Source organism: Defluviimonas sp. D31 (assembly GCF_033436765.1).
Lineage (GTDB): Bacteria > Pseudomonadota > Alphaproteobacteria > Rhodobacterales > Rhodobacteraceae > Albidovulum.
In genome coordinates this window covers 233,174-259,662 of sequence record NZ_JAWQFN010000003.1, presented here as the reverse complement: position 1 = coordinate 259,662, position 26,489 = coordinate 233,174, and the positions used below count along the sequence as shown (strand labels likewise).

The 26,489-nt window shown below is 65.6% G+C and carries 22 protein-coding genes; 8 read left to right on the top strand and 14 right to left on the bottom strand.

Features of this window, described 5'->3' with window-relative positions; genetic code table 11:
* Positions 1 to 10 precede the first annotated feature (10 nt).
* From R5H32_RS07665 to cysQ, 6 genes are all read right to left on the bottom strand, one after another.
* A complete protein-coding gene (locus tag R5H32_RS07665; protein ID WP_318338096.1) occupies positions 11 to 1,708 on the bottom strand; it encodes a beta-1,6-N-acetylglucosaminyltransferase in 1,698 nt (565 codons plus the stop codon).
* Positions 1,705 to 2,715, bottom strand: coding sequence for a glycosyltransferase family 2 protein (locus R5H32_RS07660; RefSeq protein WP_318338095.1), 1,011 nt, complete (start codon positions 2,713 to 2,715; stop codon positions 1,705 to 1,707). The genes R5H32_RS07665 and R5H32_RS07660 overlap by 4 nt, the downstream gene beginning before the upstream one ends.
* 237 nt (positions 2,716 to 2,952) lie before the next feature.
* Positions 2,953 to 3,942 (bottom strand): UDP-glucose 4-epimerase GalE, encoded by a 990-nt coding sequence (gene galE / locus R5H32_RS07655; RefSeq protein WP_318338094.1) that lies wholly within the window; start codon positions 3,940 to 3,942, stop codon positions 2,953 to 2,955.
* Positions 3,943 to 3,947: 5 nt separating this feature from the next.
* Positions 3,948 to 4,841 (bottom strand): UTP--glucose-1-phosphate uridylyltransferase GalU, encoded by an 894-nt coding sequence (gene galU, locus R5H32_RS07650; protein WP_318338093.1) that lies wholly within the window; start codon positions 4,839 to 4,841, stop codon positions 3,948 to 3,950.
* 227 nt (positions 4,842 to 5,068) lie between these two features.
* A complete protein-coding gene (locus tag R5H32_RS07645; protein WP_318338092.1) occupies positions 5,069 to 5,869 on the bottom strand; it encodes a manno-octulosonate cytidylyltransferase in 801 nt (266 codons plus the stop codon).
* A complete protein-coding gene (gene cysQ / locus R5H32_RS07640; RefSeq protein ID WP_318338091.1) occupies positions 5,866 to 6,663 on the bottom strand; it encodes a 3'(2'),5'-bisphosphate nucleotidase CysQ in 798 nt (265 codons plus the stop codon). Before cysQ ends, R5H32_RS07645 begins: the two co-directional genes overlap by 4 nt.
* Positions 6,664 to 6,798: 135 nt before the next feature.
* Between cysQ and R5H32_RS07635 the strand changes: the two genes are divergently transcribed.
* Positions 6,799 to 7,620: an ABC transporter permease gene (locus R5H32_RS07635; protein ID WP_318338090.1), complete on the top strand. Its 822-nt coding sequence runs from the start codon at positions 6,799 to 6,801 to the stop codon at positions 7,618 to 7,620.
* Between the two features lie 102 nt (positions 7,621 to 7,722).
* Here R5H32_RS07635 and R5H32_RS07630 read toward each other — a convergent pair whose 3' ends face one another.
* On the bottom strand, positions 7,723 to 8,310 hold the full coding sequence (locus R5H32_RS07630; protein WP_318338250.1) for an alpha-ketoglutarate-dependent dioxygenase AlkB: 588 nt from the start codon (positions 8,308 to 8,310) through the stop codon (positions 7,723 to 7,725).
* Positions 8,311 to 8,532: 222 nt separating this feature from the next.
* On the opposite strand from R5H32_RS07630, the gene dnaK reads away from it, so the two are divergent.
* The 3 genes from dnaK (at position 8,533) to radC (ending at position 12,569) form a co-directional block, all read left to right on the top strand.
* Entirely contained in the window at positions 8,533 to 10,449 is a 1,917-nt protein-coding gene (gene dnaK, locus R5H32_RS07625) for a molecular chaperone DnaK (RefSeq protein ID WP_318338089.1), read from the top strand.
* A gap of 70 nt (positions 10,450 to 10,519) precedes the next feature.
* Entirely contained in the window at positions 10,520 to 11,677 is a 1,158-nt protein-coding gene (gene dnaJ / locus R5H32_RS07620; protein ID WP_318338088.1) for a molecular chaperone DnaJ, read from the top strand.
* A 130-nt stretch (positions 11,678 to 11,807) separates the two neighbouring features.
* A complete protein-coding gene (gene radC / locus R5H32_RS07615; protein ID WP_318338087.1) occupies positions 11,808 to 12,569 on the top strand; it encodes a RadC family protein in 762 nt (253 codons plus the stop codon).
* 255 nt (positions 12,570 to 12,824) lie between these two features.
* On the opposite strand, the gene secA is transcribed toward radC, so the two are convergent.
* Positions 12,825 to 15,521 carry a preprotein translocase subunit SecA gene (gene secA, locus R5H32_RS07610; RefSeq protein ID WP_318338086.1) on the bottom strand — a complete coding sequence of 899 codons (2,697 nt, stop codon included), beginning with the start codon at positions 15,519 to 15,521 and terminating at the stop codon, positions 12,825 to 12,827.
* A 187-nt stretch (positions 15,522 to 15,708) separates the two neighbouring features.
* On the opposite strand from secA, the gene R5H32_RS07605 reads away from it, so the two are divergent.
* From R5H32_RS07605 to mutT, 3 genes are all read left to right on the top strand, one after another.
* A complete protein-coding gene (locus R5H32_RS07605; RefSeq protein ID WP_318338085.1) occupies positions 15,709 to 16,551 on the top strand; it encodes a peptidylprolyl isomerase in 843 nt (280 codons plus the stop codon).
* Between the two features lie 236 nt (positions 16,552 to 16,787).
* On the top strand, positions 16,788 to 18,005 hold the full coding sequence (argJ, locus tag R5H32_RS07600) for a bifunctional glutamate N-acetyltransferase/amino-acid acetyltransferase ArgJ (protein ID WP_318338249.1): 1,218 nt from the start codon (positions 16,788 to 16,790) through the stop codon (positions 18,003 to 18,005).
* Positions 18,002 to 18,400, top strand: a complete 399-nt coding sequence (gene mutT, locus R5H32_RS07595) for an 8-oxo-dGTP diphosphatase MutT (protein ID WP_318338084.1) — start codon at positions 18,002 to 18,004, stop codon at positions 18,398 to 18,400. The genes argJ and mutT overlap by 4 nt, the downstream gene beginning before the upstream one ends.
* Positions 18,401 to 18,480: 80 nt before the next feature.
* Here the strand turns inward: mutT and infB are convergent, their stop codons facing one another.
* From infB to pip, 6 genes are all read right to left on the bottom strand, one after another.
* Entirely contained in the window at positions 18,481 to 21,018 is a 2,538-nt protein-coding gene (infB, locus tag R5H32_RS07590; protein WP_318338083.1) for a translation initiation factor IF-2, read from the bottom strand.
* Complete coding sequence (locus R5H32_RS07585) at positions 21,015 to 21,644, bottom strand: RNA-binding protein (protein ID WP_318338082.1); 630 nt, start codon at positions 21,642 to 21,644, stop codon at positions 21,015 to 21,017. Before R5H32_RS07585 ends, infB begins: the two co-directional genes overlap by 4 nt.
* 23 nt (positions 21,645 to 21,667) lie before the next feature.
* Positions 21,668 to 23,278, bottom strand: coding sequence for a transcription termination factor NusA (gene nusA / locus R5H32_RS07580; RefSeq protein ID WP_318338081.1), 1,611 nt, complete (start codon positions 23,276 to 23,278; stop codon positions 21,668 to 21,670).
* Positions 23,279 to 23,848, bottom strand: coding sequence for a ribosome maturation factor RimP (gene rimP, locus R5H32_RS07575; RefSeq protein WP_263335230.1), 570 nt, complete (start codon positions 23,846 to 23,848; stop codon positions 23,279 to 23,281).
* 155 nt (positions 23,849 to 24,003) lie between these two features.
* Positions 24,004 to 24,636 carry a CDGSH iron-sulfur domain-containing protein gene (locus R5H32_RS07570; protein ID WP_318338080.1) on the bottom strand — a complete coding sequence of 211 codons (633 nt, stop codon included), beginning with the start codon at positions 24,634 to 24,636 and terminating at the stop codon, positions 24,004 to 24,006.
* 73 nt (positions 24,637 to 24,709) lie between these two features.
* Positions 24,710 to 25,678: a prolyl aminopeptidase gene (gene pip, locus R5H32_RS07565; protein WP_318338079.1), complete on the bottom strand. Its 969-nt coding sequence runs from the start codon at positions 25,676 to 25,678 to the stop codon at positions 24,710 to 24,712.
* A gap of 67 nt (positions 25,679 to 25,745) precedes the next feature.
* On the opposite strand from pip, the gene ubiG reads away from it, so the two are divergent.
* Positions 25,746 to 26,489, top strand: coding sequence for a bifunctional 2-polyprenyl-6-hydroxyphenol methylase/3-demethylubiquinol 3-O-methyltransferase UbiG (ubiG, locus tag R5H32_RS07560; RefSeq protein ID WP_412099004.1), 744 nt, complete (start codon positions 25,746 to 25,748; stop codon positions 26,487 to 26,489).

Sequence of the window (26,489 nt, the reverse complement as noted above, 5' to 3'; positions counted from 1 at the left end):
AGCGTCCTCTCTAGCGGACAAGGTAGGGGCGTGCGCAATCCTGCGCGACCGGCCGTTGCGCGCTGGCCAGAGAGACGTCGCCGACCAGCGTCGGCTGCATGCCTTCGTTCTTGAGCCTTTGCAGAAAGCCCTGGAATCCGGTCAGGTCCACCATCCGCGGCGCCTCGGTCAAGGGGCGCGCCGCACGCGGCCGGATCTCGTCGATGATCGGCTGCAAAGCTTCCATCGGGCTCTCGATGAACTCCGCCATGGTCCAGGTCCGCACGCGCGCCTTGACCTGCATCGACCGCAGAATCGCCAGGTGCTCGGCCTCGCGCTTTTGCAGCCTGGCTGCCTCGCGGCGGATTTCGGTGAAGTCGGCGCCGGAGCGCCAGAGCCGCAGGGCCCAGGTGCCCGATATCACCGAGATCTGCGCATTGCGGTCGGCCGCCATGAACGCGTTGCACGCCTGGTTGTCGCGGGGGCTGAACTGGAAGACTTGGCGCTCGCCGCGCGCGTTCCAGATCAGGTTGGTGAGGAACGATTTCGGATTGTAGTCGCGCAAGGCTGCGCTGGCGATGAGCGCGCCGTTGAACTCTGACGCTCCGCCCGAGAACTCCGCGCCTTCGGGGCTGAAAAGATGGCCGTGCACGCGGCCGCCGACCGTCTTCGTCAGCCAGACGTCGAAATCCTCGAAAAGGTCGGAGAAGCCGTGGAAGACCGAATAGGGCGCGCAGGTCTTGCCGTTCTCGCGGTCATTCCTCGGAAAGCGGCTTTGCATGTAAAGGCCGGGCCGGCCGCGCACCCGCCGCTCGACCGCGCTGGAGAACAGCCTGTCAATCTTGCCCGGATTCGGCTCGGCCCGCTCCGGCTGCGCGGCGGAGGGCGCAAGCAGCGTGCGGTAGAGGCGGTCGGCGCGCGGCCAGATCTTGCGCGCGACGAAACAGTCCGATCGGCGCAGAAGCTGCAGGTGATCGTCGTAGAACGTGTGCGGCTTGCCCTGGTTGTCAAACTTCGACAACGTCAGTGAGCGGCTCTCGATCTGCCGCGAATAGCGCCGCGCCAGCGTCTGGAAATAGCTCTCGTCAGGGATCCAGACCCGCCGGAAATACCGGTCGACGGCGGGCCGGTCGGGGGCTTCGAGAATTGCCGACAGCGTTTGGCGGGTCAGGCACCACCATTGCGAGCCGAGATGCGGCACGATCCCGTCGGGGATCCTGCGGCAAAGCTTGAGCCGCCGCTGCAGGTTCACATAGGCGTCGAAGACGGGCCGCTGGCGCCGCCAGGAAAACGGAAACCGGTACATGAACCGCTCGACATCGAGGCCGCCCACGGTCCAGCCGACATCGGCGGTGGTCACGCTCTCGATGAAATCGGTGTCCGGGCGCGTGTCGAGATAAGCCACCAGTTCCTCGACCGGCCGGAGAGGCAGGCAGGAACCCGAGGCGAGGAAGACGTGCCGGACGTTTGTGTGGCGCGTCAGCATCTGCGTCGCGGCGGCCTGTGTCGCGGCCACCAGAGACCAGGTTCCCCATTCGCAGGCGAAACGCGCGCAAAAGCTTACGTTGCCGAGATCGGCGAGCGCGTCGGCCATCGCGCGAAAGGCCCGTGGCTTCACCCGTCGATCGACATGGATGACGACAGGGCAGCCGGACTCGGCCCAGAACCGTGCCACCTGGGCGGCGCGGTCGAGCGCGGTGTGGCACATCATGATGAAGCCGAGCGTCATGCCCAGTTTCCCTTCGACATCAGCCCAAGGATCTCGAGCTGGCGCCAGTTGATGTATTTCTCGGACCATCTGCACCACAGGTCGGGCTGTTCTTTCAGGGCTTCGGCATAGGCGGCGTATTCCCGGCCGGTGGCGAAGTGCTCCTGGCGCGTCAACTCCTCCGCGACCTTGGCCTCGAATGTCGACAGGAATTTGGCATGCAGCAGGCATCCTGAAGCCTTTTCGCCTCCTACTTCGTCGTAGGTCAGGTTCAGCGACCTCGGCAAGAGCGTGTGGGTCGAGCTCACGAAGCAGTAATCCCAGCGCCACTTCACAAGTGGAATCTTGTTCAGGCTCGGCGCCTCCTTCGGCGTGTCGGCGAACATGACTCGCGCGCGCGGCCCGCCCTGAATCCACAGGTTTCCGAACTCGGCGTTCTTCGAGATCGTGTAGTTGCCGCTGTCGAAATGATCCGCGATCGTGAAAGGGTTCATGCCTTCGCGATAGGGCACCGCGCTGATCCCACCCTTCGGGTACATGTCGACGAGCATCGCCGGAAAGCTGCGGATCTCGTACGTATCGAGCCAGTCGGTCAGCGCGCGGATCGGCCGCGTGTCGCAGAACGGGTAGACGAAGAACTCGTCGACATCGAGCGCAAGCACCCAGTGCTCGCGCGCGTGGCGCATCAGGATCCAGTTGAGCCAGTCGACACCGAAGCGCGCCTCGCGGTAGCTCGCCCGCGCCGTCCAGAGCGTCACATCCTCTTGCGCCGCGAGATAATCCCGCGAGCCATCATCAGAGCCATTGTCGATGAACAGGAAGTGGTTGACCCCGAGATCGCGATAATAGCGCAGGAAATAGGGCAGCCTGATCCTTTCGTTTCGAAGCACGGCGGCAACGAGAATGTCATTGCGGCGAACCCGCCCCAACCGGTTCGCCACCAGCGACAGCTCGCGGCGCTTGCGGAACGCGCGGAAGCGCATCCTCTTGCGCAGGAGCCGCAAACGGTATCGCTTCCAGAGTCCCAACCCGATCCTCTCGCCCCGCAATCTCAGGCGGCCGCGTCATCCTCGACGCATTCTGGTTAAGGCGAGGTTGCATGGCCTGTCCGGATCGCGGCCGAAATGTCCGCTTCCATTCATGCCCGTCAGTTCCAGCCCCAACAGAACTTTCTTGTTGGGGCCCGACAATACAGGCGACGACCCTTCAGGTAAACTGCGGAATGACGATCAAACCGGCCTCCGCACGGCACCGGGGTAGCACGGTCACGCCCCGTCGTAGCCGCCGGAGCGGTGCCAGCGCCAGGCATCGGCGATCATCGTCGCGAGGTCGGACCGCGCCGGCAGCCAGCCGAGCTCATGCGCCGCGCGTTCGCTGCCGCAGACCAGGCTCACCGCATCGCCGGCGCGGCGGGTGCCGAAGGTCACCGGAACCTCGCGGTTGGTGACCGCGCGCGACTGGTCGATCACCTCGCGCACCGAAAAGCCCCGCCCCGTCCCCAGGCAGAAGACGCGCGAGCCTTTCCCCGCCTCGAGCCATCCCAGCCCGGCCACATGTGCGTCCACGAGATCGGCCACATGGACGTAATCGCGGATGCATGTTCCGTCACGGGTCGGATAGTCGGTGCCGAAAACCGTCAGAGCCTGGCGCCGGCCCTCGATCGCATCGAGCATCAGCGGGATGAGATGGGTCTCGGGCCGGTGGCATTCGCCAACTTCGGCCTCGGGATCGGCGCCGGCGACATTGAAGTAGCGGAAGATCACCGATTCGAGACCGTGGCTGGCGCCGAAATCGCCGAGCATCTGCTCGATCGCCAGCTTCGACTTGCCATAGGCGTTCAACGGTTCCTGCGGCGTCTGCTCGTCAAGGATCACACCGTCCTGGTCGCCATAGGTTGCACAGGTCGAGGAAAAGACGAAGCGCCGGCAATCCGCAGCCAGCGCCGCCTCGACAAGGTTGAGCGCACCGAGCACGTTCACCCGCCAATAGGATCCTGGATCGCGCATCGCGTCGCCAACGAGGCTCAAGGCGGCGAAATGCATCACCGCCTCGGGTCGCCAGCGCGCGAAGACTTCGTCAAGCCGGGCTCGGTCGGAAAGGTCGCCCTCTTCGAACGGGCCGAACTTAACGGCCGCCCGCCAGCCGGTGGCTAGGTTGTCGAAGGTAACCGGAACGTAGCCCGCCGCCTTGAGCGCCTTGCAGGCATGCGATCCGATATACCCCGCGCCCCCGGTGACGAGGATGTGGCGGTCCATCGATGCTACTCGGCCGCCTTCTGCATCGCGGTGATGCCGACGAGGAAGTCGCGCAGCTCGTCACGCAGTTCCTCGCGGGCCAGCCCGAAGGCGACCGTCGCCTGAAGATACCCCGCCTTCGATCCGCAATCGAAACGCTGGCCGCGGAACCGGAACCCGTAGACGTTGTTCGACTTGGATATCTCTTCGGCGATCGCGTCGGTCAGCTGGATCTCGCCGCCCGCTCCGGCCTTTTTACGGTCGAGGTTGGTCATGATCTCGGGCGTCAGGATATAGCGCCCGATCACCGCGAGGTTCGACGGCGCATCCGCGGGCTTCGGCTTTTCCACCATGCCCTTGACCGACACGATCGAGCCCATGTCCTCGCCGATGTCGAGCACGCCGTAGGACGAGGCCTTTTCCGGCGCCACTTCCATCGCGGCGACCATGTTGCCGCCGACCTCGGCATGGGCCTCGACCATCTGCTGCAGGCAGGGCTTCTCGGCGGCGATGACGTCGTCGGGCAGGATCACCGCGAAGGGTTCGTCGCCCAGAAGCCGCCGCGCGCACCAGACCGCATGGCCAAGGCCCAGCGCCTTGTGCTGGCGGATGTAGGCGATCGCGCCCGATTCCATGTTGGTCGCCCGCAGCGTATCGAGCAGCGCGGTCTTGCCGCTTGCCTCCAGGGTCGACTCAAGCTCGTTGGCATGGTCGAAATAGTCCTCGAGCGCACTCTTTCCGCGAGAGGTCACGAAGATGAACTCCGTGATTCCCGCCGCGCGCGCCTCGTCGATGGCGTACTGGATCAGTGGCCGGTCAACGAGTGTCATGATCTCTTTCGGAATTGACTTCGTTGCTGGCAGAAACCGCGTTCCAAGGCCCGCAACAGGAAAAATTGCTTTCGTTACTTTCGCGTTCATTTAAACCACCGTCATTTCATTACCCGCGGGCGTGGTGCCCGGCGATCGTATGCTTTGCGTCGACTGATACTCGGTTCTAATCCCGAACAACAACCATACGATGTTTTTCCGCTTTTTTACGAAAAAAGTTCGAAAACGCCTGCCCGGAGCGGCCTTTCGCCGGACAGTATTCTGTTTCGCCGGATAGTGTGCCGAATCAGAACCGCGCGCCCGAACACCGGCCGCGCTTACGACATGCCCATCTCGGCCATCATCGCTTCGATTCTCGGAACGTCCTCGGGGTTGTTCAACTCCCAGAACTGCCGTCCACGCGCCTCGACCTCGACGCAGAGAACCGCGCGGCCATGTTCGAGGAAGCGGAGTTGCTCGAGCCCCTCAAGGTTCTCGAGCGCGCCGGTTTCCCAACCCGGATAGGCGGCGAGCGCGGCGGGACGGTAGGCATAGACGCCGACATGATGGAAGACCGGCGTCGCCTCGTCGTCGGCGTAATGCCGGCCGGTATAGGGAATCACTTCCTTAGAGAAGTAGAGCGCCCGGCGGCCGGTGCCGAAGACCGCGGTCGTGCCGCCGACGCGTCCTGCGCGGCGGTCGTCGAGGAACCCGTTCAGCGCCCGCCCGTCGCAGCGCAGGACCGGCGTCGCGATGTCGGCGCCCGGATCGGCGTGCAGACCGGCAACCAGCGCCTCGACGAACCAGTGCGGCGTCAGGGGCGCGTCACCCTGAAGGTTGACGACGATATCGTAGCCGCCGCCCAGCGCCGCATGCGCCTCGGCACAGCGTTCGGTGCCGTTGCGGCAGGTTTCAGAAGTCATCACTACCTCGGCGCCGAACCCCTCGGCCTCGGTGCGGATACGGTCATCATCGGTCGCAACGACGACGCGGTCGACGCCCGCGACCTGCACTGCGGCCTCCCAGCTGCGCCGGATCAGCGTGCGCGCCTCGCCATCCGCGCCCCTCAGCGCGACGAGCGGCTTGCCCGGATAGCGTGTCGAGGCATAGCGGGCAGGAATGACGACGAGAACGGTCACTGTTTCACCAGAAGAACGCCCGGCGCATAGGCGATGAAGAACGGATTCTCGAAGCCCGGCTTGCCGTAGGTGAGCGGGCCGTGGTCGTCGAAGCGAACCACCTCGCCGCCCGCGCCGCGCAGCACCGCGTCGCCCGCGGCGGTGTCCCATTCCATCGTCCGCCCGAGCCGGGGATAGAGATCGGCCTCGCCGGTCGCGACGAGGCAGAACTTGAGGCTCGATCCCGCGCTCGTCATGTCGCGCACCGCATAGGCGGCGATGTAGTTGTCGGTCGCCTGGTCGCGATGCGACTTCGAGGCCACCACCATCAGCCCCCGGTTGTCGGGCACCGACACGGTGATCGGCACCTGTTCGCCGGGCGTCTCCTTGTCGAAGGCGCCCTTTTCCTCCACCGCGCGTCCATCGCCGAGCGTATAGAAGAGCCGCCCCTTGGCCGGCGCAAAGACGACGCCGCGCAGCGGAACGCCGTCCTCGACATAGGCGATATTGACGGTGAAGTCGCCGCGCCGCTGGACGAATTCCTTGGTTCCGTCCAGGGGATCGACGATGAGGAAGGTCGAGACCTCCTGTGCATGGCTCGCAGCCTGCTCCTCGGTGACGAGGGCCACGGCGGGAAACGCCTCGGCGAGACCTTCGGAGATCAGCGCGTCGGCGGCCTCGTCGGCCTCGGTCACTGGGCTTGCGTCGGACTTGGACCGCACCTCGAAATCAGGGGAATTGTAAATCTCCATGATCCGGTCCCCGGCCTCGAGCGCGAGGCGCCGCATCACCATCGTCAGGCGGTCGAAATCCAAGGCGGCATCTCCTCATTCGGTGCGAGTTGATCGGCAGAGCGGTTCACCTTATGATCGCCCGCTAAAGGATCGGCAAGATTTCCGGGCGAAAAAACACCAGTCTCAGGCATCATCAGCGGAATCGGGCAAGGCGACATGTTCGGAGTGGAGAGGCGGAGAACCCGGCTGAACTCGTCGCTGGCGATCCTCGAACTCATCTATCACAGCACGGTGCGCGCGATCCGGCGCGACCATAAGAATGCTCTGGTCGGGCTTCTGACCAACATCTTGCAGACATTGATCTTCATCGGTGCCTTCATCGTGACTTTCAATCTGCTCGGAATGCGCGGCAGTGCGATTCGCGGCGATTTCACCGTATACATCATGACGGGCATCTTCACCTTCATGTGCAACGTCAAGACGTCGGGCGCGGTGATCGGCTCGGAAGGCCCGACCTCGGGGATGATGCTGCACGCGCCGATGAATACTGCCATCGCGATCGGCTCGGCCGCACTCGCCGCGCTCTACACGCAAATCCTGTCGATCGTGGTCATACTCGGGGTCTATCACATGGCCTACGCGCCGGTGCAGATCGACGATCCCATCGGCGCCATTGGGATGCTCATCCTGTCCTGGCTGTACGGGGTCGGGGTCGGCATGGTCGTGCTCGCGATCAAGCCGTGGTGGCCGGCCTTCGCCAGGGTCGCGCAAACGATCTACGGCCGCGTCAACATATTTGCCTCGGGCAAGATGTTTGTCGGAAACACGCTCAGCTTTTCGATGTTGAGCATGTTCGACTGGAATCCGCTCTTCCATATCATCGACCAGATGCGCGGCTATGTGTTCATAAACTACAACCCTCACAACTCGTCGCTGACCTACCCGGTCTATTTCGCGCTCGCGCTGATCGTCATCGGACTGATGGGCGAGTTCCAGGCGCGCAAACACGCCTCGGCGAGCTGGAACGCGGCGCGCTGATCCGGGCGCCCGGTGCCTCGTGGCGCCTGCCGGGCCGGCATCAGCCCTCGAGAATGGATCCGGCTTCTTGATGTAATCTTGGTCCGGACGGAGTTCCGCCGTTCAATCCACGACCCGAAGCGTGAGGTTGATGCGCCCGCCATTCGGCAGGAGCGTCGATGTCCCGGGCGCGATCCGGTCGACGCCGTGATAGGCGAGCCGCGCCTCCCCGCCCAGCACCAGGACGTCGCCCGACCGCAGCCAGACGCTCTCGGTCGACCCGCCGCGTGTCGTGCCGCCGATCCGGAACCGGGCGTCGTCACCGAGGCTGATCGACAGGACCGGCCAGCGGAAATCGGCCTCGTCACGGTCCTGATGCAAACCCATCCGAGCCTTCGCGCCGTAGAAGTTCACCAGGCAGCAATCGGGATCGCGCTCGGCGCTTACCAGGTGGCGCCAGATCGCCAGCACCCGCCCCGGAATCGGCGGCCAGTCGATACCGTCGGGATGGCGGGGGGCATACCGGTAGCCCTTGCGGTCCGAATACCAGCCGTATTTACCGGCCGAGGTCATCCGCACCGACATCGGCTTTCCCCAGGGCGTCAGCGGCGAGAACAAGGGCGCAGCCGCGACGACGGCGCGGATGTCTCCGACCAACGCGGCCTGTTCCACGGCATCGAGATACCCGGAATACAGCGCCGCCCCCGCAATCAGGGCGGTGCGATCGGGCGGTTCGGGCGATGCCGGAGGCTGGTCGCTGTTTTCCACGGATTTTCCCTGTTTTTCCCGCCGTCACGGCGCTTGCAGCGTCAATTTCCCCTCCTTATATACCCCACGAAGCCGGTCGGGATCACCCGGCCGAAATCTTGGGATCGGTGTCAGGGGCCGCGATCGGATCTGGCGCCACATCATCGCCGAAGGAAAGGTACATACATGGCCAAAGTCATCGGGATCGACCTCGGGACCACGAACTCCTGCGTCGCCATCATGGACGGGGCGCAACCGCGCGTCATCGAGAACTCGGAAGGCGCGCGCACCACGCCCTCGGTCGTCGGTTTCACCGACAGCGAGCGTCTCGTCGGCCAGCCGGCCAAGCGCCAGGCGGTCACCAACCCCACCAACACGGTCTATGCCGTCAAGCGCCTGATCGGCCGCCGCATCGGCGACGCCGAGGTCGAGAAGGACAAGAAGCTCGTCCCCTACCACATCGTGGACGGCGGCAACGGCGACGCCTGGGTCGAGGTGAAGGGTGAGAAATACTCCCCCGCGCAGATCTCCGCGGTCATCCTACAGAAGATGAAGGAAACCGCCGAGAGCTATCTCGGCGAGTCGGTCACCCAGGCGGTCATCACCGTCCCGGCCTATTTCAACGACGCCCAGCGTCAGGCCACCAAGGACGCCGGCAAGATCGCCGGTCTCGAAGTCCTGCGGATCATCAACGAGCCGACGGCGGCCGCGCTCGCCTACGGTCTCGACAAGAAGGAAACCCGAACCATCGCGGTCTATGACCTCGGCGGCGGCACCTTCGACATCACCATCCTCGAGATCGACGACGGCCTTTTCGAGGTGAAGTCGACCAACGGCGACACGTTCCTCGGCGGCGAGGACTTCGACATGCGCATCGTGAACTACCTCGCCGAGGAGTTCAAAAAGGAGCATGGCGTCGACCTGACCGGCGACAAGATGGCGCTGCAGCGTCTCAAGGAAGCGGCCGAGAAGGCGAAGATCGAACTTTCTTCCAGCCAGCAGACCGAGATCAACCAGCCGTTCATCTCGATGGACAAGAACACCGGCACGCCGCTGCACATGGTCATGAAGCTGACCCGTGCGAAGCTGGAATCGCTCGTCGCGGACCTTATCAAGAAGTCGATGAAGCCCTGCGCCGACGCGCTGAAGGATGCCGGTCTCTCGAAGGGCGACATCGACGAGGTCGTGCTCGTCGGCGGCATGACCCGGATGCCGAAGGTGATCGAGGAAGTGACGAACTTCTTCGGCAAGGAGCCACACAAGGGCGTGAACCCCGACGAGGTCGTGGCGCTTGGTGCCGCGATCCAGGCCGGTGTGCTTCAGGGCGACGTGAAGGACGTGGTCCTGCTCGACGTGACCCCGCTCTCGCTCGGCATCGAGACGCTCGGCGGTGTCTTCACCCGCCTCATCGACCGCAACACCACGATCCCCACGAAGAAGAGCCAGATCTTCTCCACCGCCGAAGACAACCAGAACGCAGTGACGATCCGGGTCTTCCAGGGCGAGCGCGAGATGGCGGCGGACAACAAGCTCCTCGGCCAGTTCAACCTCGAGGAAATCCCGCCCGCGCCGCGCGGCCTGCCGCAGATCGAGGTCACCTTCGACATCGACGCGAATGGCATCGTCTCGGTCAACGCCAAGGACAAGGGCACCGGCAAGGCGCAGCAGATCACCATCCAGGCCTCGGGCGGTCTGTCCGACGACGAGATCGAGAAGATGGTCAAGGACGCCGAGGCCAATGCCGAGGGCGACAAGAAGCGCAAGGAGCTGGTCGAGGCCAAGAACCAGGCGGAAAGCCTGATCCACTCGACCCGCAAGGCGCTCGAAGAGCACGGCGACAAGGTCGACGCCTCCACCGTCGAGGCGATCGAGCTGGCCATCGGCGCGCTCGAGGAAACGCTGAAGTCCGAGGATGCCGGCAAGATCAAGGGCGGCATCCAGAACGTCACCGACGCAGCGATGAAGCTTGGCGAGGCGATCTACAAGGCGAGCCAGGCCGAGGGTGCAGCGCCGGAAGGCGACGAGGAAGGCCCGCGCGGCGTCGATGACGACATCGTGGATGCCGACTTCGAGGATCTTGGCGAAGACAAGAAGCGCAACTGACGCGACCGGAACCCCGGGGCCGGCCTGACTGATGTCGGGCCGGCCCGCGCGTTCCCCGAGAGGGCGAAGAATGGCGAAACGCGACTTCTACGAGGTTCTCGGTGTCTCCCGCGGCGCATCGGCCGACGAGATCAAGAAAGCCTACAGGGCAAAGGCCAAGGAGCTTCACCCTGACCGCAACAAGGACAAGCCGGAAGCCGAGGCCCAGTTCAAGGAAGTGAACGAGGCCTACGACATCCTCAAGGACGACACCCGCAAGGCGGCCTATGACCGCTTCGGCCATGCCGCCTTCGAGGGCGGGATGGGCGGCGGCCCACGCGGCGGCGGTCGCGGTGGACCTGGCCAGCAGGGCGATTTCGCCAGCGCGTTCTCCGACGTGTTCGAGGATCTCTTCGGCGACTTCATGGGCGGCCGCGGCGGCCCCGGCGGCCGCAATCGGGCCCAGCGCGGCTCGGACCTGCGCTACAACCTCCGGGTCACGCTCGAAGAGGCTTACCGGGGTGCGCAGAAGTCGATCACCGTGCCGACCTCGGTTGCCTGCGGCATATGCAACGGCACCGGCGCGGAAGGCGGGGCCGAACCGCAGACGTGTCCGACCTGCTCGGGCATGGGCAAGGTCCGCGCCCAGCAGGGCTTCTTCACGGTCGAGCGCACGTGCCCGACCTGCGGCGGGCTCGGCCAGACGATCAAGAACCCGTGCAAGGCGTGCCACGGCGCCGGACGCACCGAGAAGGAGCGCCAGCTTTCCGTCAACATCCCCGCGGGAGTCGAGACGGGCACGAGGATTCGTCTCGCCGGCGAGGGAGAGGCCGGGATGCGCGGCGGTCCGGCAGGCGATCTCTACATCTTCATCGAGGTCCGCGAACACGCGCTCTTCCAGCGTGACGGCGTCAATCTCTTTTGCCGGGTGCCGATCTGGATGACGACCGCCGCGCTCGGCGGCGAGGTTGAGGTTCCGACGATCGAGGGCGGCCGCAGCCGCGTGAAGATCCCCGCCGGGTCGCAGACCGGCAAGCAGCTCCGGCTGCGCGGCAAGGGCATGCCGGCGCTCCGCGGGGGCGGGATCGGCGACATGCTGATCGAGATCGCGGTCGAGACGCCGGTGAACCTCACCGCGCAGCAGCGCGAACTTCTGCGAGAGTTCGAACGCCTGAGCGAGGACAACAACCCCGAAGGCTCGTCGTTCTTCTCCAAGGTCAAGAACTTCTGGGACGGGATGAAGGGCTGAGGCGCGATTACACGCCGGAAAAACGATGACGGCGCGGTCCCAAGGCCGCGCCGTTCTGCTTTTGGCGGATCCGGCCCCTAAACGTGCGCTTGTTAACCGATCCTTCACCACGACGCAGGAATCTGGCCGCATGGGACCGACTCGCGCCTTTCACGAAGCTCCGATGCCGCTCTTTCCGGGCGACGAGGCTCTCGCGGCCCCGCTGCCGGAGGGCCGGCTGCCCTCCTATATCCGGGATCATCGCCAGCGGTTGCGTGCCCGCTTCATGGACGGCGGTGCGGCGGCGATGCCTGATTACGAACTTCTTGAGCTCGTGCTCTTCCGTGCGATTCCGCGCCAGGACGTGAAGCCGCTCGCCCGGCGGCTGCTTGACCTCTTCGGCGATTTCAACCGCGTGCTCTCCGCGCCCGCCCACCGTCTGACCGAGGTGCAGGGCGTCGGCGACGCCGTGGTGCAGGAGTTGAAGATCGTCGAAGCGGCTGCGCACCGGCTGGCGCGGGCGAAAGTCATGCACCGCGCAGTCCTGTCGTCGTGGGACCAGCTTCTCGACTATTGCCGCACCGCGATGGCGCATCGGGAGACGGAACAATTTCGCGTGCTCTATCTCGACCGCAAGAACGTGCTGATCGCCGACGAGGAGCAGGCCCGCGGCACGGTCGACCATGTTCCGGTCTATCCCCGCGAAGTGGTCAAGCGGGCGCTCGAACTCAATGCCAGCGCGCTTATCCTCGTCCACAACCACCCGTCAGGCGACCCGACCCCGTCGGAGCAGGACATCGTTGTCACCGGGCAGATCCAGGACGCCGCGCGCGTCATGGGGATCGTCGTCCACGACCATCTGATTGTCGGCAAGTCCCGAGAGCTCAGCTTCCGGGCCGAGGGTTATTTCTGATCGACAGGGCCGGCACCCTGCTGCATGTCTTGACCGGTCCTCCGCATCCGGGAATGTGGCTCCGGGAGTCATCCTCGCGCCGGGCACAAGCAGATCCGATTTGCGGCATCAAGCGCTCGCGCTCTTGGCGCAGCGGCTCCGCCCGCAGATATCGATGCGAGCCTCAGCGCAGGGTCTGGTCGCGAAAATGGCGGGCCCCGATCCGGGCGCCCGCCACGCTATTCACGCCAAGGCCAGCCGTCATCGCGGGCCGCGTCAGACCAGACGGCCGTGGCAATGCTTGAACTTGTCACCAGAGCCGCAGGGGCAGGGATCGTTGCGGCCGGGATTGCCCCAGCTCGCCGGGTCCATTTCATCGAAACCCTCGGCCGCCTCCGCCATCGCGGCAACCGGGGCGGGCGCCGCGGCGGCCGCGTTCTGGGACGCCTGCTGCTCGTTGATCTGGCGCAGCATCGCCTGCTGCTCCTCTTCGGTCATCGGCCGGACCTGGGCGAGCTTGCGCGTCACGTCCTCGCGCAGACCGTCGAGAAGGTTCTCGAAGAGCGTGAAAGCCTCGGTCTTGTATTCCGACAGCGGATCGCGCTGTGCATAGCCGCGGAACCCCACGACCGAACGCAAATGCTCCAGCGTCACCAGATGCTCGCGCCACTTGGTGTCGATCGTCTGCAACAGGAATTGCTTCTCGATCTGGCGCATGGTCTCGTCCCCGAACGCTTCAGCCTTCTCAGCCATCAGCTCGTCGGAGGCCTTGTAGACCCGCTCGCGCATCTCTTCCTGATCGACGCCCTCCTCGGCCGCCCAGTCGGCGACCGGAAGCGCGAGCCCGAGCTTCTCCTTCACCGCCGCGTCCAGACCGGCAGTGTTCCACTGCTCGGCATAGCTCTTCGGCGGCAGGAACTGGTCGACCACGTCGTCGATGACCTGGTGGCGCATGTCGCCGACGATCTCCTCGAGATCCTCGGCCTGCATGATCTCCAGCCGCTGGCCGAAGATCACCTTGCGCTGGTCGTTCATAACGTCGTCGAATTTCAGGAGCTGCTTTCGGATGTCGAAGTTGCGACCCTCGACCTTGGACTGGGCTCGCTCGAGCGACTTGTTCACCCAAGGATGGACGATCGCCTCGCCTTCCTTCATGCCAAGCGTCGAGAGCACCTTGTCGAGCCGCTCGGACCCGAAGATCCGCATCAGGTCGTCCTCGAGCGAGAGGTAGAACGACGACCGCCCCGGATCGCCCTGCCGGCCCGAGCGGCCGCGGAGCTGGTTGTCGATCCGGCGGCTCTCGTGCCGCTCGGAGGCGAGGACGAAGAGCCCGCCCGCCTCGAGAACCTTTTTCTTCTCTTCTGCGTGCTCCGCCTCGATCCGGGCGCGGATCTCGTCGGGATGGGCTTCGGGATCGGCGGCGAGCGCCTCCATCACCTTCATCTCGACATTGCCACCGAGCTGGATGTCGGTGCCGCGGCCGGCCATGTTGGTGGCGATCGTCACCGCGCCGACCTTCCCGGCATCAGCGACGATCTTCGCCTCCTGCTCGTGCTGGCGAGCGTTGAGCACGTTGTGCGTGATGCCTTCCTTCTTCAGCATCTCCGACAGCATCTCCGACTTCTCGATCGAGGTCGTACCGACGAGGATCGGCTGGCCCTTCTCGTTGGCGGTCTGGATGCGCTTGATGATGGCCTCGTACTTCTCGCGCGCCGTGCGGTAGACCTGATCGTGGTCGTCCTTCCGCGCAACCGGCCGGTTGGTCGGCACCTCGACAACGCCGAGCCCGTAGATTTCCATGAACTCCTCGGCCTCGGTCGAAGCCGTGCCGGTCATCCCTGCAAGCTTCTCGTAGAGACGGAAATAGTTCTGGAAGGTCACCGAGGCGAGCGTCACGTTCTCGGGCTGGATCGACACGCCTTCCTTGGCCTCGATCGCCTGGTGAAGGCCGTCCGAAAGCCGCCGCCCCGCCATCATACGGCCGGTGAACTCGTCGATCAGCACGATCTCGCCGTTCCTGACGATGTAGTGCTGATCCTTGTGGAAAAGCGTGTGCGCCCGCATCGCCTGGGTGGCGTGGTGGACGATCGTCGTCGATTCCGGGTCGTAGAGCGTCTGGCCCTCGGGCAGCACGCCGGCCTCGGTCAGTCGCTGTTCGAGGTATTCGTTGCCTTCCTCGGTGAAGGTCGCGTTGCGGGCCTTCTCGTCGAGCTTGTAATGTTCCGCGGTCAGCTCCGGGATGAAGGCGTCGAGTGTCTTGTAAAGCTCGGAGCGGTCATGGCTCGGCCCGGAGATGATCAGAGGCGTCCGCGCCTCGTCGATCAGGATCGAATCGACCTCGTCGACGATCGCGAAGAAATGCCCGCGCTGCATCATCTCTTCGATCGAGCCCCGCATGTTGTCGCGCAGGTAGTCGAAGCCGAGCTCGTTGTTCGTGGCGTAGGTGATGTCGGCCTGATAGGCGGCCTTCTTCTCCTCGGCCGACTGGAACGGGTAGACGACACCGGTGGTCAGCCCGAGCTGAGAATAGACCTTGCTCATCCAGTCCGCGTCGCGCTTGGCGAGGTAGTCGTTGACAGTGACGATGTGCACGCCCTTGCCCGCGAGCGCATTGAGATAGGCCGGGAACGTTGCGACCAGCGTCTTGCCCTCGCCGGTCTTCATCTCCGAGATGTTGCCCTGGTGCAGGAAGATCCCGCCCATCAGCTGCACGTCGAAGGCCCGGAGCCCGAGCGCCCGCTTCGCCGCTTCGCGGCAATTGGCGAAGGCCTCGACCAGGACCGAGTCGAGGCTCTCGCCCGACTGCACCCGTTTGGCCAGCTCTTCGGTCTTCTGCTTGATCCCCTCGTCGGAGAGGTTCTGGAATTCCGGTTCCAGCGCGTTGATCTTCGCCACCAGCGGGCGAACCGACTTGACCATGCGGTCGTTCGGCGTGCCGAAGACCTTCTTCGCGATTGTTCCGAGGCCCAGCATTTTTTCTCCGCTCGGGTTCGACTGACTGACCTGTGAAGAAACGCGGCCTTGCCGCTACCTCGCGCTATGCCTAGAACGGCTGCGAAACCGGGTGCGGCTCGGCCCTCACGGGACCATCGCGATGTAAGGGTCCGCCGTCCGATAGTCAACGCCGCGCCCCTACGCGGCCCGATGAGGAGTTGTAACGATGCTGAAACCGGCCTCCCGCCTTGGCGCTGTCGCCCTGTCACTGGTACTGTCGGCGCCCGTCCTCGCCGCCGAGCCGAGCGCCGAGACCGTCGTCGCCACCGTCAACGGCGTGGACATCAAGCTTGGCCACATGATCGCTTTGCGCGAGAGCCTGCCGCCGCAGTACCTCCAGCTCGACGACGAGACGCTGTTCAACGGTATCCTCGACCAGATCATCCAGCAGGCCGCGCTCGCTGAGGTCGCCGAGGCCGGCAAGCGCGACGAGCTCTTCCTCGACAACCAGCGCCGCAGCTACCTCGCCGGAACCACGCTCGAAAAAACCGCCGCCTCGGCGGTCACCGACGAGGCGGTGCAGTCGCTTTACGACGAGAAATACGCCAACACCGATCCGGGTAACGAGTACAACGCCGCCCATATCCTCGTTTCGACCGAGGAAGAGGCGAAGGCGATCAAGGCCGAGCTTGACGGCGGCGCCGATTTCGCCGTGATCGCCAAGGAGAAATCGACCGATCGTGGTTCGGCGGAAGCGGGTGGCGACCTTGGCTGGTTCGGCGTCGGCATGATGGTGAAGCCCTTCGAGGACGCGGTTCTGGCGATGGAGGCCGGCACGGTCTCCGATCCGGTCCAGTCCGATTTCGGCTGGCACCTGATCAAGCTCAACGAGACCCGCGCCGCCACCGCGCCGACGATCGAAGACGTGCGCGCCGAGCTCGAAGGCGAGTTGCAGGGCGACGCTGTCGAGGCCAAGGTGACGGAACTGACCGAGGCGGCTAAGGTCGAGAAGATGGTCGAGGGGATCGATCCCGCCATCCTCAAGAACACCGCGCTCATCGACAACTGACAAAGCCGGAACGGGGGACCGACATGGCCAAGAAGGAAGACGACTGGAAGGCCGAGGCGAAGAAGCTGAAGGATCAGGTCAAGCGGCTGCGCAAGACCATCGAGGACCGCGTGCTGCCTGCCCTGAGCGAGACCGTCGAGGCCGGCGTCGACGCCGTAATCGACGCGGTCGCAAGCAGCGCTGACGCGGTCAGCTCTCGGGTGAAGCAGCCGAGCCCGGTCTCGCCACTCGCGCCGATGGGCGGCTTTCCGGCGCTGCCGGTGATCGACGGCGTGGAATTCGCCGCCGTCGAGGCCGGGGTGCGCTACAAGAACCGCACCGACGTGATGCTGGTGCGGCTCGCCCCCGGCACCGCAATCGCCGGCGCATTCACCCGATCGGCCACCCGCTCGGCCTGCGTGCTCGATTGCGAAGCCAAGCTCGCCGGGAAGCCCGCCTCCGAGGAAGGCGCGGCGATCGTCGTCAACTCCGGCAACGCCAACGCCTTTACCGGCAAGGCCGGGCAGGAATCGGTCGACGCGGTCACCGACGGCGTCGCCCGCGCGCTCTCGATCCCGGCATCGCGCGTCTTCTCCTCGTCGACCGGCGTGATCGGCGAACCGCTGGCGCATGGCCGCATCATCGCGAAGCTCGGCGACCTGCGGTCGGCGCTCGACGCCGGGGGTATCGAACTGGCGGCGCGGGCGATCATGACCACCGACACCTTCGCCAAGGGCGCCTCGGCCGAGATCGAGGGAGACGGCGGGCCGATCCGCATCGCCGGCATCGCCAAGGGCTCGGGGATGATCGCGCCCGACATGGCGACGATGCTGGTCTACATCTTCACCGACGCGAAGATTGCGCCGGCCAACCTGCAGAAGATGGTCTCGCGCCAGGTCGACGCCTCGTTCAATGCGATCACGGTGGACAGCGACACCTCTACCTCCGACGCGCTGATCGTCGCGGCGACCGGCAAGAGCCCGGCAGCCGAGATCGGCGACATGCGTTCCGCGACCTCGAAGGCCTTCGAGAAGGCGCTCGGCGCAGTGATGCTGGATCTGGCGAAGCAGGTGGTGCGCGACGGCGAGGGCGCGACGAAATTCGTCGAGATCCGCGTCACCGGCGCAGCCGATGCCGCCGACGCTCACCGCGTTGCGATGGCGATCGCCAATTCGCCGCTGGTCAAGACCGCGATTGCCGGGCAGGACCCGAACTGGGGCCGCATCGTCATGGCGGTCGGCAAGTCCGGCGCCAAAGCCGACCGCGACACACTGTCGATCCGCCTCGGCGACCTGCTCCTTGCCGAGAAGGGCTGGCGCAGCCCGGGCTACAGCGAGGAGGAGGCGGCCGCCTACATGAAGCGCGACGAACTCGTGATCTCGGTCGACCTCGGCCTCGGCAAGGGCGCGCGCACGGTCTGGACCTGCGATCTCACGCATCGCTACATCGACATCAACGCCGACTACCGATCGTGAAGACGCTCCTCGTCTCGGCGGTGGCGCTGATCGACCCTGACGGCCGGGTGCTTCTGGCACGCCGGCCGGAGGGCAAGTCGATGGCGGGGCTGTGGGAGTTTCCCGGCGGCAAGGTCGAACCCGGAGAGACGCCGGAGGCCGCCCTGATCCGCGAACTGCACGAGGAGCTCGGCATCGACACCTGGGCAAGCTGCCTCGCGCCGCTGACCTTCGCGAGCCACGCCTACGACGACTTCCACCTGCTGATGCCGCTCTTCGCCTGCCGGAAATGGAAGGGCATGCTGCAGTCGCGCGAAGGTCAGGAACTGGCCTGGGTCCGCCCGAAGGATCTGCGCAACTACCCGATGCCGCCCGCCGACATCCCGCTCATCCCGATCCTGCGCGACTGGCTTTGACTGCCGCGCGGTAACCGGCCCAAGAAAAAGGCCGCCTGAACTCGGGCGGCCTTCCGATTTTCCCGATGTCGAGACGGTGATCAGGCGAGCTTGCGCTCGACCTCCTCGCGTTCGAAGATCTCGATCACGTCGCCCGGACGGATGTCCTCGTAGTTCTCGAAGGCCATGCCGCATTCCTGGCCGGACTGCACTTCCTTGACCTCGTCCTTGAAGCGCTTCAGCGTCTTCAGCGTGCCTTCGTGGATCACCACGTCGTCGCGCAGGAGACGGACACCGGCCGACCGCCGTGCCACGCCCTCGGTGACAAGGCAGCCCGCGACCTTGCCGACGCCGGACACCTTGAACACTTCCTTGATCGACGCATAGCCGATGAACGTCTCGCGGATCTCGGCCGAAAGAAGCCCCGAGGCTGCTTTCTTCACGTCGTCCACGAGGTCGTAGATCACCGAATAGTAGCGGATCTCCACGCCCTTCTGGTTCGCGGCGGCCCGCGCCGGCGCATTGGCGCGGACGTTGAAGCCGATGACCGGCGAACCCGACGCCTCGGCGAGACCGATATCGGACTCGGTGATCGCGCCGACACCGTAGTGCAGAACGCGCACGCGCACCTCGTCGTTGCCGATCTTGTCCATCGCCTGGACGATCGCCTCTGCGGAGCCTTGCACGTCCGCCTTCACCACGATCGGCAGCTCGGAGATGTTCTTGTCTTCCTTGGCCTTGGCCATGAGCTGTTCGAGCGTCGTCGCTGCACCAGCCGCCGCGCGCTTGTCCTTCGCGGCCTGCTCGCGGTAGCTCGCGATCTCGCGGGCCTGCGCCTCGGTCTCGACGACGTTGAGGACGTCGCCCGCCTCCGGTGTGCCGTTGAGGCCAAGCACCTCGACCGGCACCGACGGCCCGGCCTCGCTCACCCGCTCGCCCTGGTCGTTGATCAGCGCGCGCACCTTGCCCCACTGCTCGCCGACGACGAAGATGTCGCCCTGCTTCAGCGTGCCGTGCTGCACGAGAACCGTGGCGACCGGACCTCGGCCGACGTCAAGCTTGGCCTCGATCACCGCGCCCATCGCGGCGCGCTCCGGGTTGGCCTTGAGTTCGAGGATCTCGGCCTGAAGCGCGATCGCCTCGAGGAGGCTGTCGAGCCCCTTGCCGGTCTTGGCCGAAACCTCGACATCCTGCACCTCGCCCGACATCGCCTCGACGACGACCTCGTGCTGGAGAAGGTCGGTCCGCACCTTCTGCGGATTGGCCGAGGGCTTGTCGCACTTGTTGATGGCCACGATCATCGGCACCTTGGCGGCCTTGGCGTGGTTGATCGCCTCGATCGTCTGCGGCATCACCGCGTCATCGGCGGCGACGACCAGAACGACGATATCCGTCACCTGCGCGCCACGGGCGCGCATCGACGTGAAGGCAGCGTGGCCCGGCGTATCGAGGAAGGTCAGCACCGCCCCCGACTCGGTCGTCACCTGATAGGCGCCGATATGCTGGGTGATTCCGCCCGCCTCGCCCGAGACCACGTTTGTCTGGCGGATCGCGTCGAGAAGCGAGGTCTTGCCGTGGTCGACATGGCCCATGATCGTGATGATCGGCGGGCGCGACTGGAGATCCTCGGCCTTGTCCTTGACCGAGTCGATGACCTGTTCGACGTCGGAATCCGACACGCGCACGGCCCGGTGGCCGAATTCCTCGATAATAAGTTCGGCGGTATCGGCGTCGATGGGCTGGTTCATGTTGACCATCATGCCCATCTTCATCAGCGACTTAACCACATCGGCAGCGCGCTCGGCCATGCGGTTGGCGAGTTCCTGCACCACGATGGTTTCCGGCAACTGGACGTCGCGGACCTGCTTCTCGGCACGGACCGACTGCCCCATCGCCTTCTGCCGCGCGCGTTCCTGCTTGCGCTTCATCGCGGCGAGCGAGCGCTGCCGCCCGCCTTCGCCCGAAAGCGCCTCGGACAGCGTCAGCTTGCCGGCGCGACGGCTGTCGTCGCGTGCACCCTTGCCACGGGAATCCTTGTCGGCGGCGCCGCCGCGGGTGTCGCGCTCGCGGTCGGTCTTGCGCGGACCGCCGACGGTGACGCCCTTGGTCTCTGCGCGGCTCGCGGCAGCCTCGGCGGCAGCCGGATCGACCGGCGCCGGCGCCGTGGCTGCGGGCTTCTTGAATTCGTCCTTGCGCGCGGCGCGGGCCTCGGCTTCCTCGGCCTTGCGCGCCTCTTCCTCGGCCTTGGCCTTCAGCGCCTCTTCGCGCTCGCGCTCTTCGCGCTCCTTGGCCTCGATCTCGGCACGGCGGCGCTCGCGCTCTTCCTCGCGCTGGCGCTCGTCGGCGGCTCGCTGCGCGGCCTCTTCGACCTCGCGCGCCTTGGCGGCCTGCAGCGCCTTCAGACGGCGCTCCATCTCGGCATCGGAAATCCCTGCCGGGCGGCGCGACGGATCGCCCGCGCCCTTACCGCCGGCCGGACCGGACGAGCTCGGGGCGGTACCGGGCTTCGGCACGACGACGCGTTTGCGTTTCGTCTCGACGACGACGCTCTTGGTACGGCCATGCGAGAAGCTCTGCTTCACCTGGCCGGAACGCCCGCCACCGAGGCCGAGAGGTTTCTTACCGTCTGTTTCGCTCATGCCGACTTCGTATCCTTCCCGGCGGACCTTCCGCCGTCATCTTTTCGCAAACCCGAAAGCTTTGCCGCTTCCTCTACTACACGCGCAGAGAGTCCGCCAGCGGCAAGCGCGCCATGTATCACACTATCGCGGCCAAATGCCAGACCGAGTTCCGAGGAGGTCAGGCAGCCGAACCAGCGCCCGCCCTCCGGGGTCCAGAGCTTGCCCTTTCCACGCTCCGATCCGTCGGAGGCCTGGAGCAGCACCTTGGCCCTGCCCTCGGCGAGCCAGCCCTTCACCTTCTCGAAACCCGCGACCGCGCGGCCCGCCTTGCGCGCGAGCGACACAAGGTCGACGACCCGCCGCGCGACGGCCGCCTCGACCAGATCGGCGAGGTCCGCGGGCACCGTGACCGGCGCCTTCGCGGCTCGCGAGAAGAGCCCCTTCGCCGCCGCTTTCTGGATCGCCGCCCTGTCGGCGGTGACCCAGATGCCGCGGCCCGGCAGCTTGCCGGCAAGATCGGCGACAACCTGCCCGTCGGGGCTGACGACGAAACGGATCAGTCCGGCCTTCGGCTGCACATCGCCCGTGACGATGCAGCGCCGTTCCGGCTCGTCCCTCACCTTGTCGCTTCCCCCGCGGGTCATCGCCGTAACTCCCGAGGCCCCTGTCAGGCCTCGGCCTCCTCTTCTTCCTCGCCCTCTTCGGCCTCGGCCTCAAGCTCGGCCGGATCGACCCAGCCGAGCTGGATTCGCGCGGTCATCACGAGGTGCTGCGCCTCTTCGAGGCTCATGTCGAACTTCTCGAGGATGCCCTCGTCCTTGACCCGCTCGCCGTTCACGGTGGTCCAGCCGCCGGCCAGTTCCCAGTCTGCGCAGGTCGCGAAGTCCTCGAGCGTCTTGACGTCGTCCTTCGCCAGCGCCTCGACCATCTGCGGCGTCAGCCCCTCGAACGAGATCAGGCTGTCCTCGACGCCCAGCGCGCGGGCGTTCTCGAGCGCCTTGCGGTTCTGCTCCTCGATCACGTCGCGGGCGCGCGCCTGAAGCTCCTCGGCGGTCGACTCGTCGACGCCCTCGATCGACAGAAGCTCGTCGATCTCGATATACGCAACCTCCTCGAGGCTGGTGAAGCCTTCCGCGACCAGAAGCTGGGCGAAGAACTCGTCGAGATCGAGCGCCTCGACGAAGAGCTTGGTGCGCTCGGCGAATTCCGCCTGACGCCGGCGGCTTTCCTCTTCCTCGGTGAGGATATCGATGTCGAGACCGGTGAGCTGCGAGGCGAGCCGCACGTTCTGGCCACGGCGGCCGATGGCGAGCGAGAGCTGCTCGTCCGGCACCACGACCTCGATCTTGCCGGCCTCCTCATCGATCACGACCTTCGCGACCTCGGCGGGCTGCAGCGCGTTGACGAGGAACGTCGCCTGGTCCTCGTTCCACGGGATGATGTCGATCTTCTCGCCCTGAAGCTCGTTCACCACCGCCTGCACGCGCGAGCCGCGCATGCCGACGCAGGCGCCGACCGGGTCGATCGAGTTGTCATAGGAGATGACGCCGATCTTCGCGCGCGAACCGGGATCGCGGGCCACGGCCTTGATCTCGATGATGCCGTCGTAGATCTCCGGCACTTCCATCTTGAAGAGCTCGGCCATGAACTGCGGATCGGTGCGGGAAAGGAACACCTGCGGCCCGCGCGGCTCGCGGCGCACGTCCTTGATGTAGCAGCGGATGCGGTCGTTCGGGCGGTAGCTCTCGCGGCCGATCTTCTCGTTGCGGCGCAGGATCGCCTCGCCACGGCCGATATCGACGATGATGTTGCCGTATTCCTCGCGCTTGACCACGCCGTTGATGATCGTGCCCTTGCGGTCCTTGAATTCCTCGAACTGGCGGTCGCGCTCTGCCTCGCGCACCTTCTGGAGGATGACCTGCTTGGCCGACTGCGCCGCGATCCGGCCAAGATCGACCGGCGGCACTTCCTCGACGAAGACGTCGCCGATCTGGGGATCGGCCAAGTACTGCTTGGCCTGCTTGACCGTCATCTCGGCCTGGTAGTTCTCCACCGCGTCATCCTCGACGACGGTGCGGACGCGGGTGAAGGTGGCGCGCCCGGTCTTGCGGTCGATCGCGACGCGAATGTCCATCTCGGCCCCGTAGCGAGACTTCGCGGCGCGGGCGAGGCTTTCCTCCATCGCCTCGATCACGAGGCCGGGGTCGATCATCTTCTCGCGCGCGACCGCTTCGGCGGTTTGCAGCAGCTCCAGCTGGTTGGCAGAGGTAATCGCCATTCACTCCTCCTCGGAAGTCTCTTCTTCGATGTCGTCAAACGCGGATTCGTCGACGGCCTGGGTGGCCTTCTTCTGCCGCAGCATTTCGGTGATCAGCTCGTCGGTCAGCACCAGCTTGGCGTCCGAGAGCCAGTCGAACTTGAGCCCGATCGTGCCTTCCTCGATCTCGATCAGCACCTCGTCGCCCTCGGTCCCGGCAATCTGGCCCTTGAACCGCTTGCGCCCGTCGATGAGCTCGGAGGTCTCGATCTTGGCCTCGTAGCCCTTCCAGGCGTCGAAATCCTTGAGCCGGGTCAGCGGCCGGTCGATGCCGGGCGAGGAGACCTCGAGGTGATAGGCTTCGTCGATCGGGTCCTCGACATCGAGGACAGCCGAGACCGCGACGGAAATCTTCCCGCAGTCGTCGACGTCGATGCCACCCTCGGGCCGGTCGGCCATGATCTGCAGCGTCTTTGTATTGCCGCCCATGAGCCGGATCCGCACGAGTTCGAACCCGAGACCTTCGATGGTCGGGGTCACGATCTCGGCGAGGCGCCGGTCGATGGCGGTCTTGGCGATCAGTTCGGTCATCTGTCTCGTTCTGTCCTGGCTTCGGGCAATAAAAAACGGGCCCAGCGGCCCGTCGATCTTTCCCGGTGGGCTGCGAGTTTGGACCCCGTAGCCGCGCTGTTGAGGGGGATATAGGTGAAAGGGGGCGAGTCTGCAAGCGCAGATGCGGGGCGGTCCTACGTCCCGCTCTTCCAGCCCTTGTCGCGGTGGCTGCCGTCGCAAAAGGGCTTGTTGCCCGAGAGCCCGCAGCGACAAAGGACGTACTTCTCGCGGCTCGCCCCCTCGCCCGATGGCGACGCGCCGACAAGCTCGGGACCGAGCACCCAGTAGGGTCCGTTCTTTTGCACCTCGATCTCGGCGCGGCCGGACGGCATCAGGTGCTCGGGCCCCGCGAGCGCAAGCGCGCCGGAGGGACAGGCGGCGATGACTGACTCGATCTCGTTGCGGCTGCCCTTGTCTGGCTGGACCCAGGGCTTTTCCGCCGGGTTGAAGACATTCCCGGCGATGCGGCCGCATTCGGCGGCGTGGGAGCATAGCCGAGGGTTGTAGGTCACGGTGACCTCCTCGCCCTCATAGGCGATCAGCCGGTCGCGCCCGGCGGCCGGGATCTCCGCGTCCGACTCGAAGCCCACGCGCTTGTGGCTGCCGTCGCAGAAGGGCTTTTTGGCGCTGTGGCCGCACCGGCAAAGCGTGGTGACGGGCTTCGTTTCCAGCATCGCCCCGTCCTCGCCCTTCAGGCGGGTCAACCGCTTGACCACGAAGGGCCCGTTCTCGCGCGCCTCGATGGTAACTTTGGTGTCATCGGTCATGCGCTTCTCCCTTAGGCTCAACGGGCAGTGTCGGCGCGCAACCGGCAGGCGTCAAATCCCGATGGCGTGAGGCTCAGGCCCGAAGCCCGTCCATGATCCGCACCAGTTCGGCGCTGATCCCGGCTTCGGAAAGCGCGTGACCGGCTTTCGCGACCATCCGCAGATCGGCGCGCGCCCAGTTCTGCGCCAGCGTCCAGGCAGAGACCGGCGGACAGATCATGTCGTAGCGGCCCTGCACGATCGTCGCGGGAACATCGCGCAGCTTCGCAAGGTCGCGAAGGATCTGGCCGTCGGCCTCAAGGAAACCCTTGTTGAGGAAATAGTGGTTCTCGAGCCGGGAAAACGCGCGGGCATAGTCGGCCGGCGCCTCGCCGACGATCCCGTCATGCTCGACACTGGCGAGCGCGTTCTCCCAGGCCGCCCAGCTGCGGGCGTAGCGGGTCTCCTCGGCGCGGTCGCCGGAGAACAGGCGGCGATGGTAGGCGGCGATCATGTCGTCGTGTTCATCCTGCGGGATCGGCCGGGTGAAATCGGCCCAGCGGTCGGGCCAGAACGCCCCGGCGCCGCCGCCATAGAACCAGCCGAGCTCGCCCTCGGTCATCAGGAACACGCCGCGCAGCACGAGGTGGCGGGCGCGGTCGGGATGGGTCTGCGCGTAGATCAAAGCGAGCGTCGCGCCCCAGCTGCCACCGAAGACGATCCAGTTGCGGATGCCAAGCGCTTCGCGGATCCGCTCGATATCGGCGACGAGGTGCCAGGTCGTGTTCGACTCGACGCTGGCATGGGGCCGCGAGCGGCCGCAACCGCGCTGGTCGAAGAGGATCACCCGGTAGACCGAGGGGTCGAAATAGCGCCGCATCGCGGGCGAGCAGCCGCCGCCCGGCCCGCCATGCAGGATCACAACCGGCAGGCCCGAGGGATGGCCGCACTGTTCGACGTAGATCTGGTGGCCGTCGCCGACATTCATCATGCGCTGATCGAACGGTTCGATCTGCGGATAAAGAAAGGCGCCTGCGCGCTTTTGCCCTGCGTCCCGGTCCATGATTGAATTATATAACGCAATCGAAGCGGCCCGCTATGGGGTCCGACAGGAAATGCCGGAGACGATGATGCACCGCGAGACCAACACGGTCGATCCCGCCGAAGTGGCGAAGTTCGAGGCGATGGCCGCCGAATGGTGGGATCCGCATGGCAAGTTCAAGCCTTTGCACATGATGAACCCCGTCCGGCTCGATTACATCACCCGCCAGATCGCCGCCGAATTCGGCCGCGACCTGGCGGCGGAACGCCCCTTCGACGGCTTGCGGCTGCTTGATATCGGCTGCGGCGGCGGGCTTCTCAGCGAACCGATGACGCGGCTCGGCGCCACCGTCGTCGGCGCCGACGCGGCGGCGCGCAACATTCCCGTCGCCCGGCTTCATGCCCAAGCGCAGGGACTCGATATCGACTACCGTCACACCACCGCCGAAGCGCTCGCGGCGGCGGGCGAGGTTTTCGACATTGTCCTCGCGATGGAGATCGTCGAGCATGTCGCCGACCCGCAAGCCTTCGTGACCACCTGCCGCGAGCTTCTGAAGCCCGGCGGGCTGATGATTGCCTCGACCATCAACCGCAACACCAAGAGCTTTCTCGCCGCGATCATCGGCGCCGAATGGGTGATGCGCTGGTTGCCGAAGGGCACCCATGACTGGGCGAAGTTCATCACACCGGACGAGCTCTTTGGCTTGATGCGCGCGGCGGAACTCGACCCGATCGACCGCAAGGGCTTCGTCTTCAATCCGGTGAGCTGGCGATGGTCGATCTCGGACCGCGACCTTTCTGTCAACTACGTCGCGGCGGGCCTTCGGCGCTGA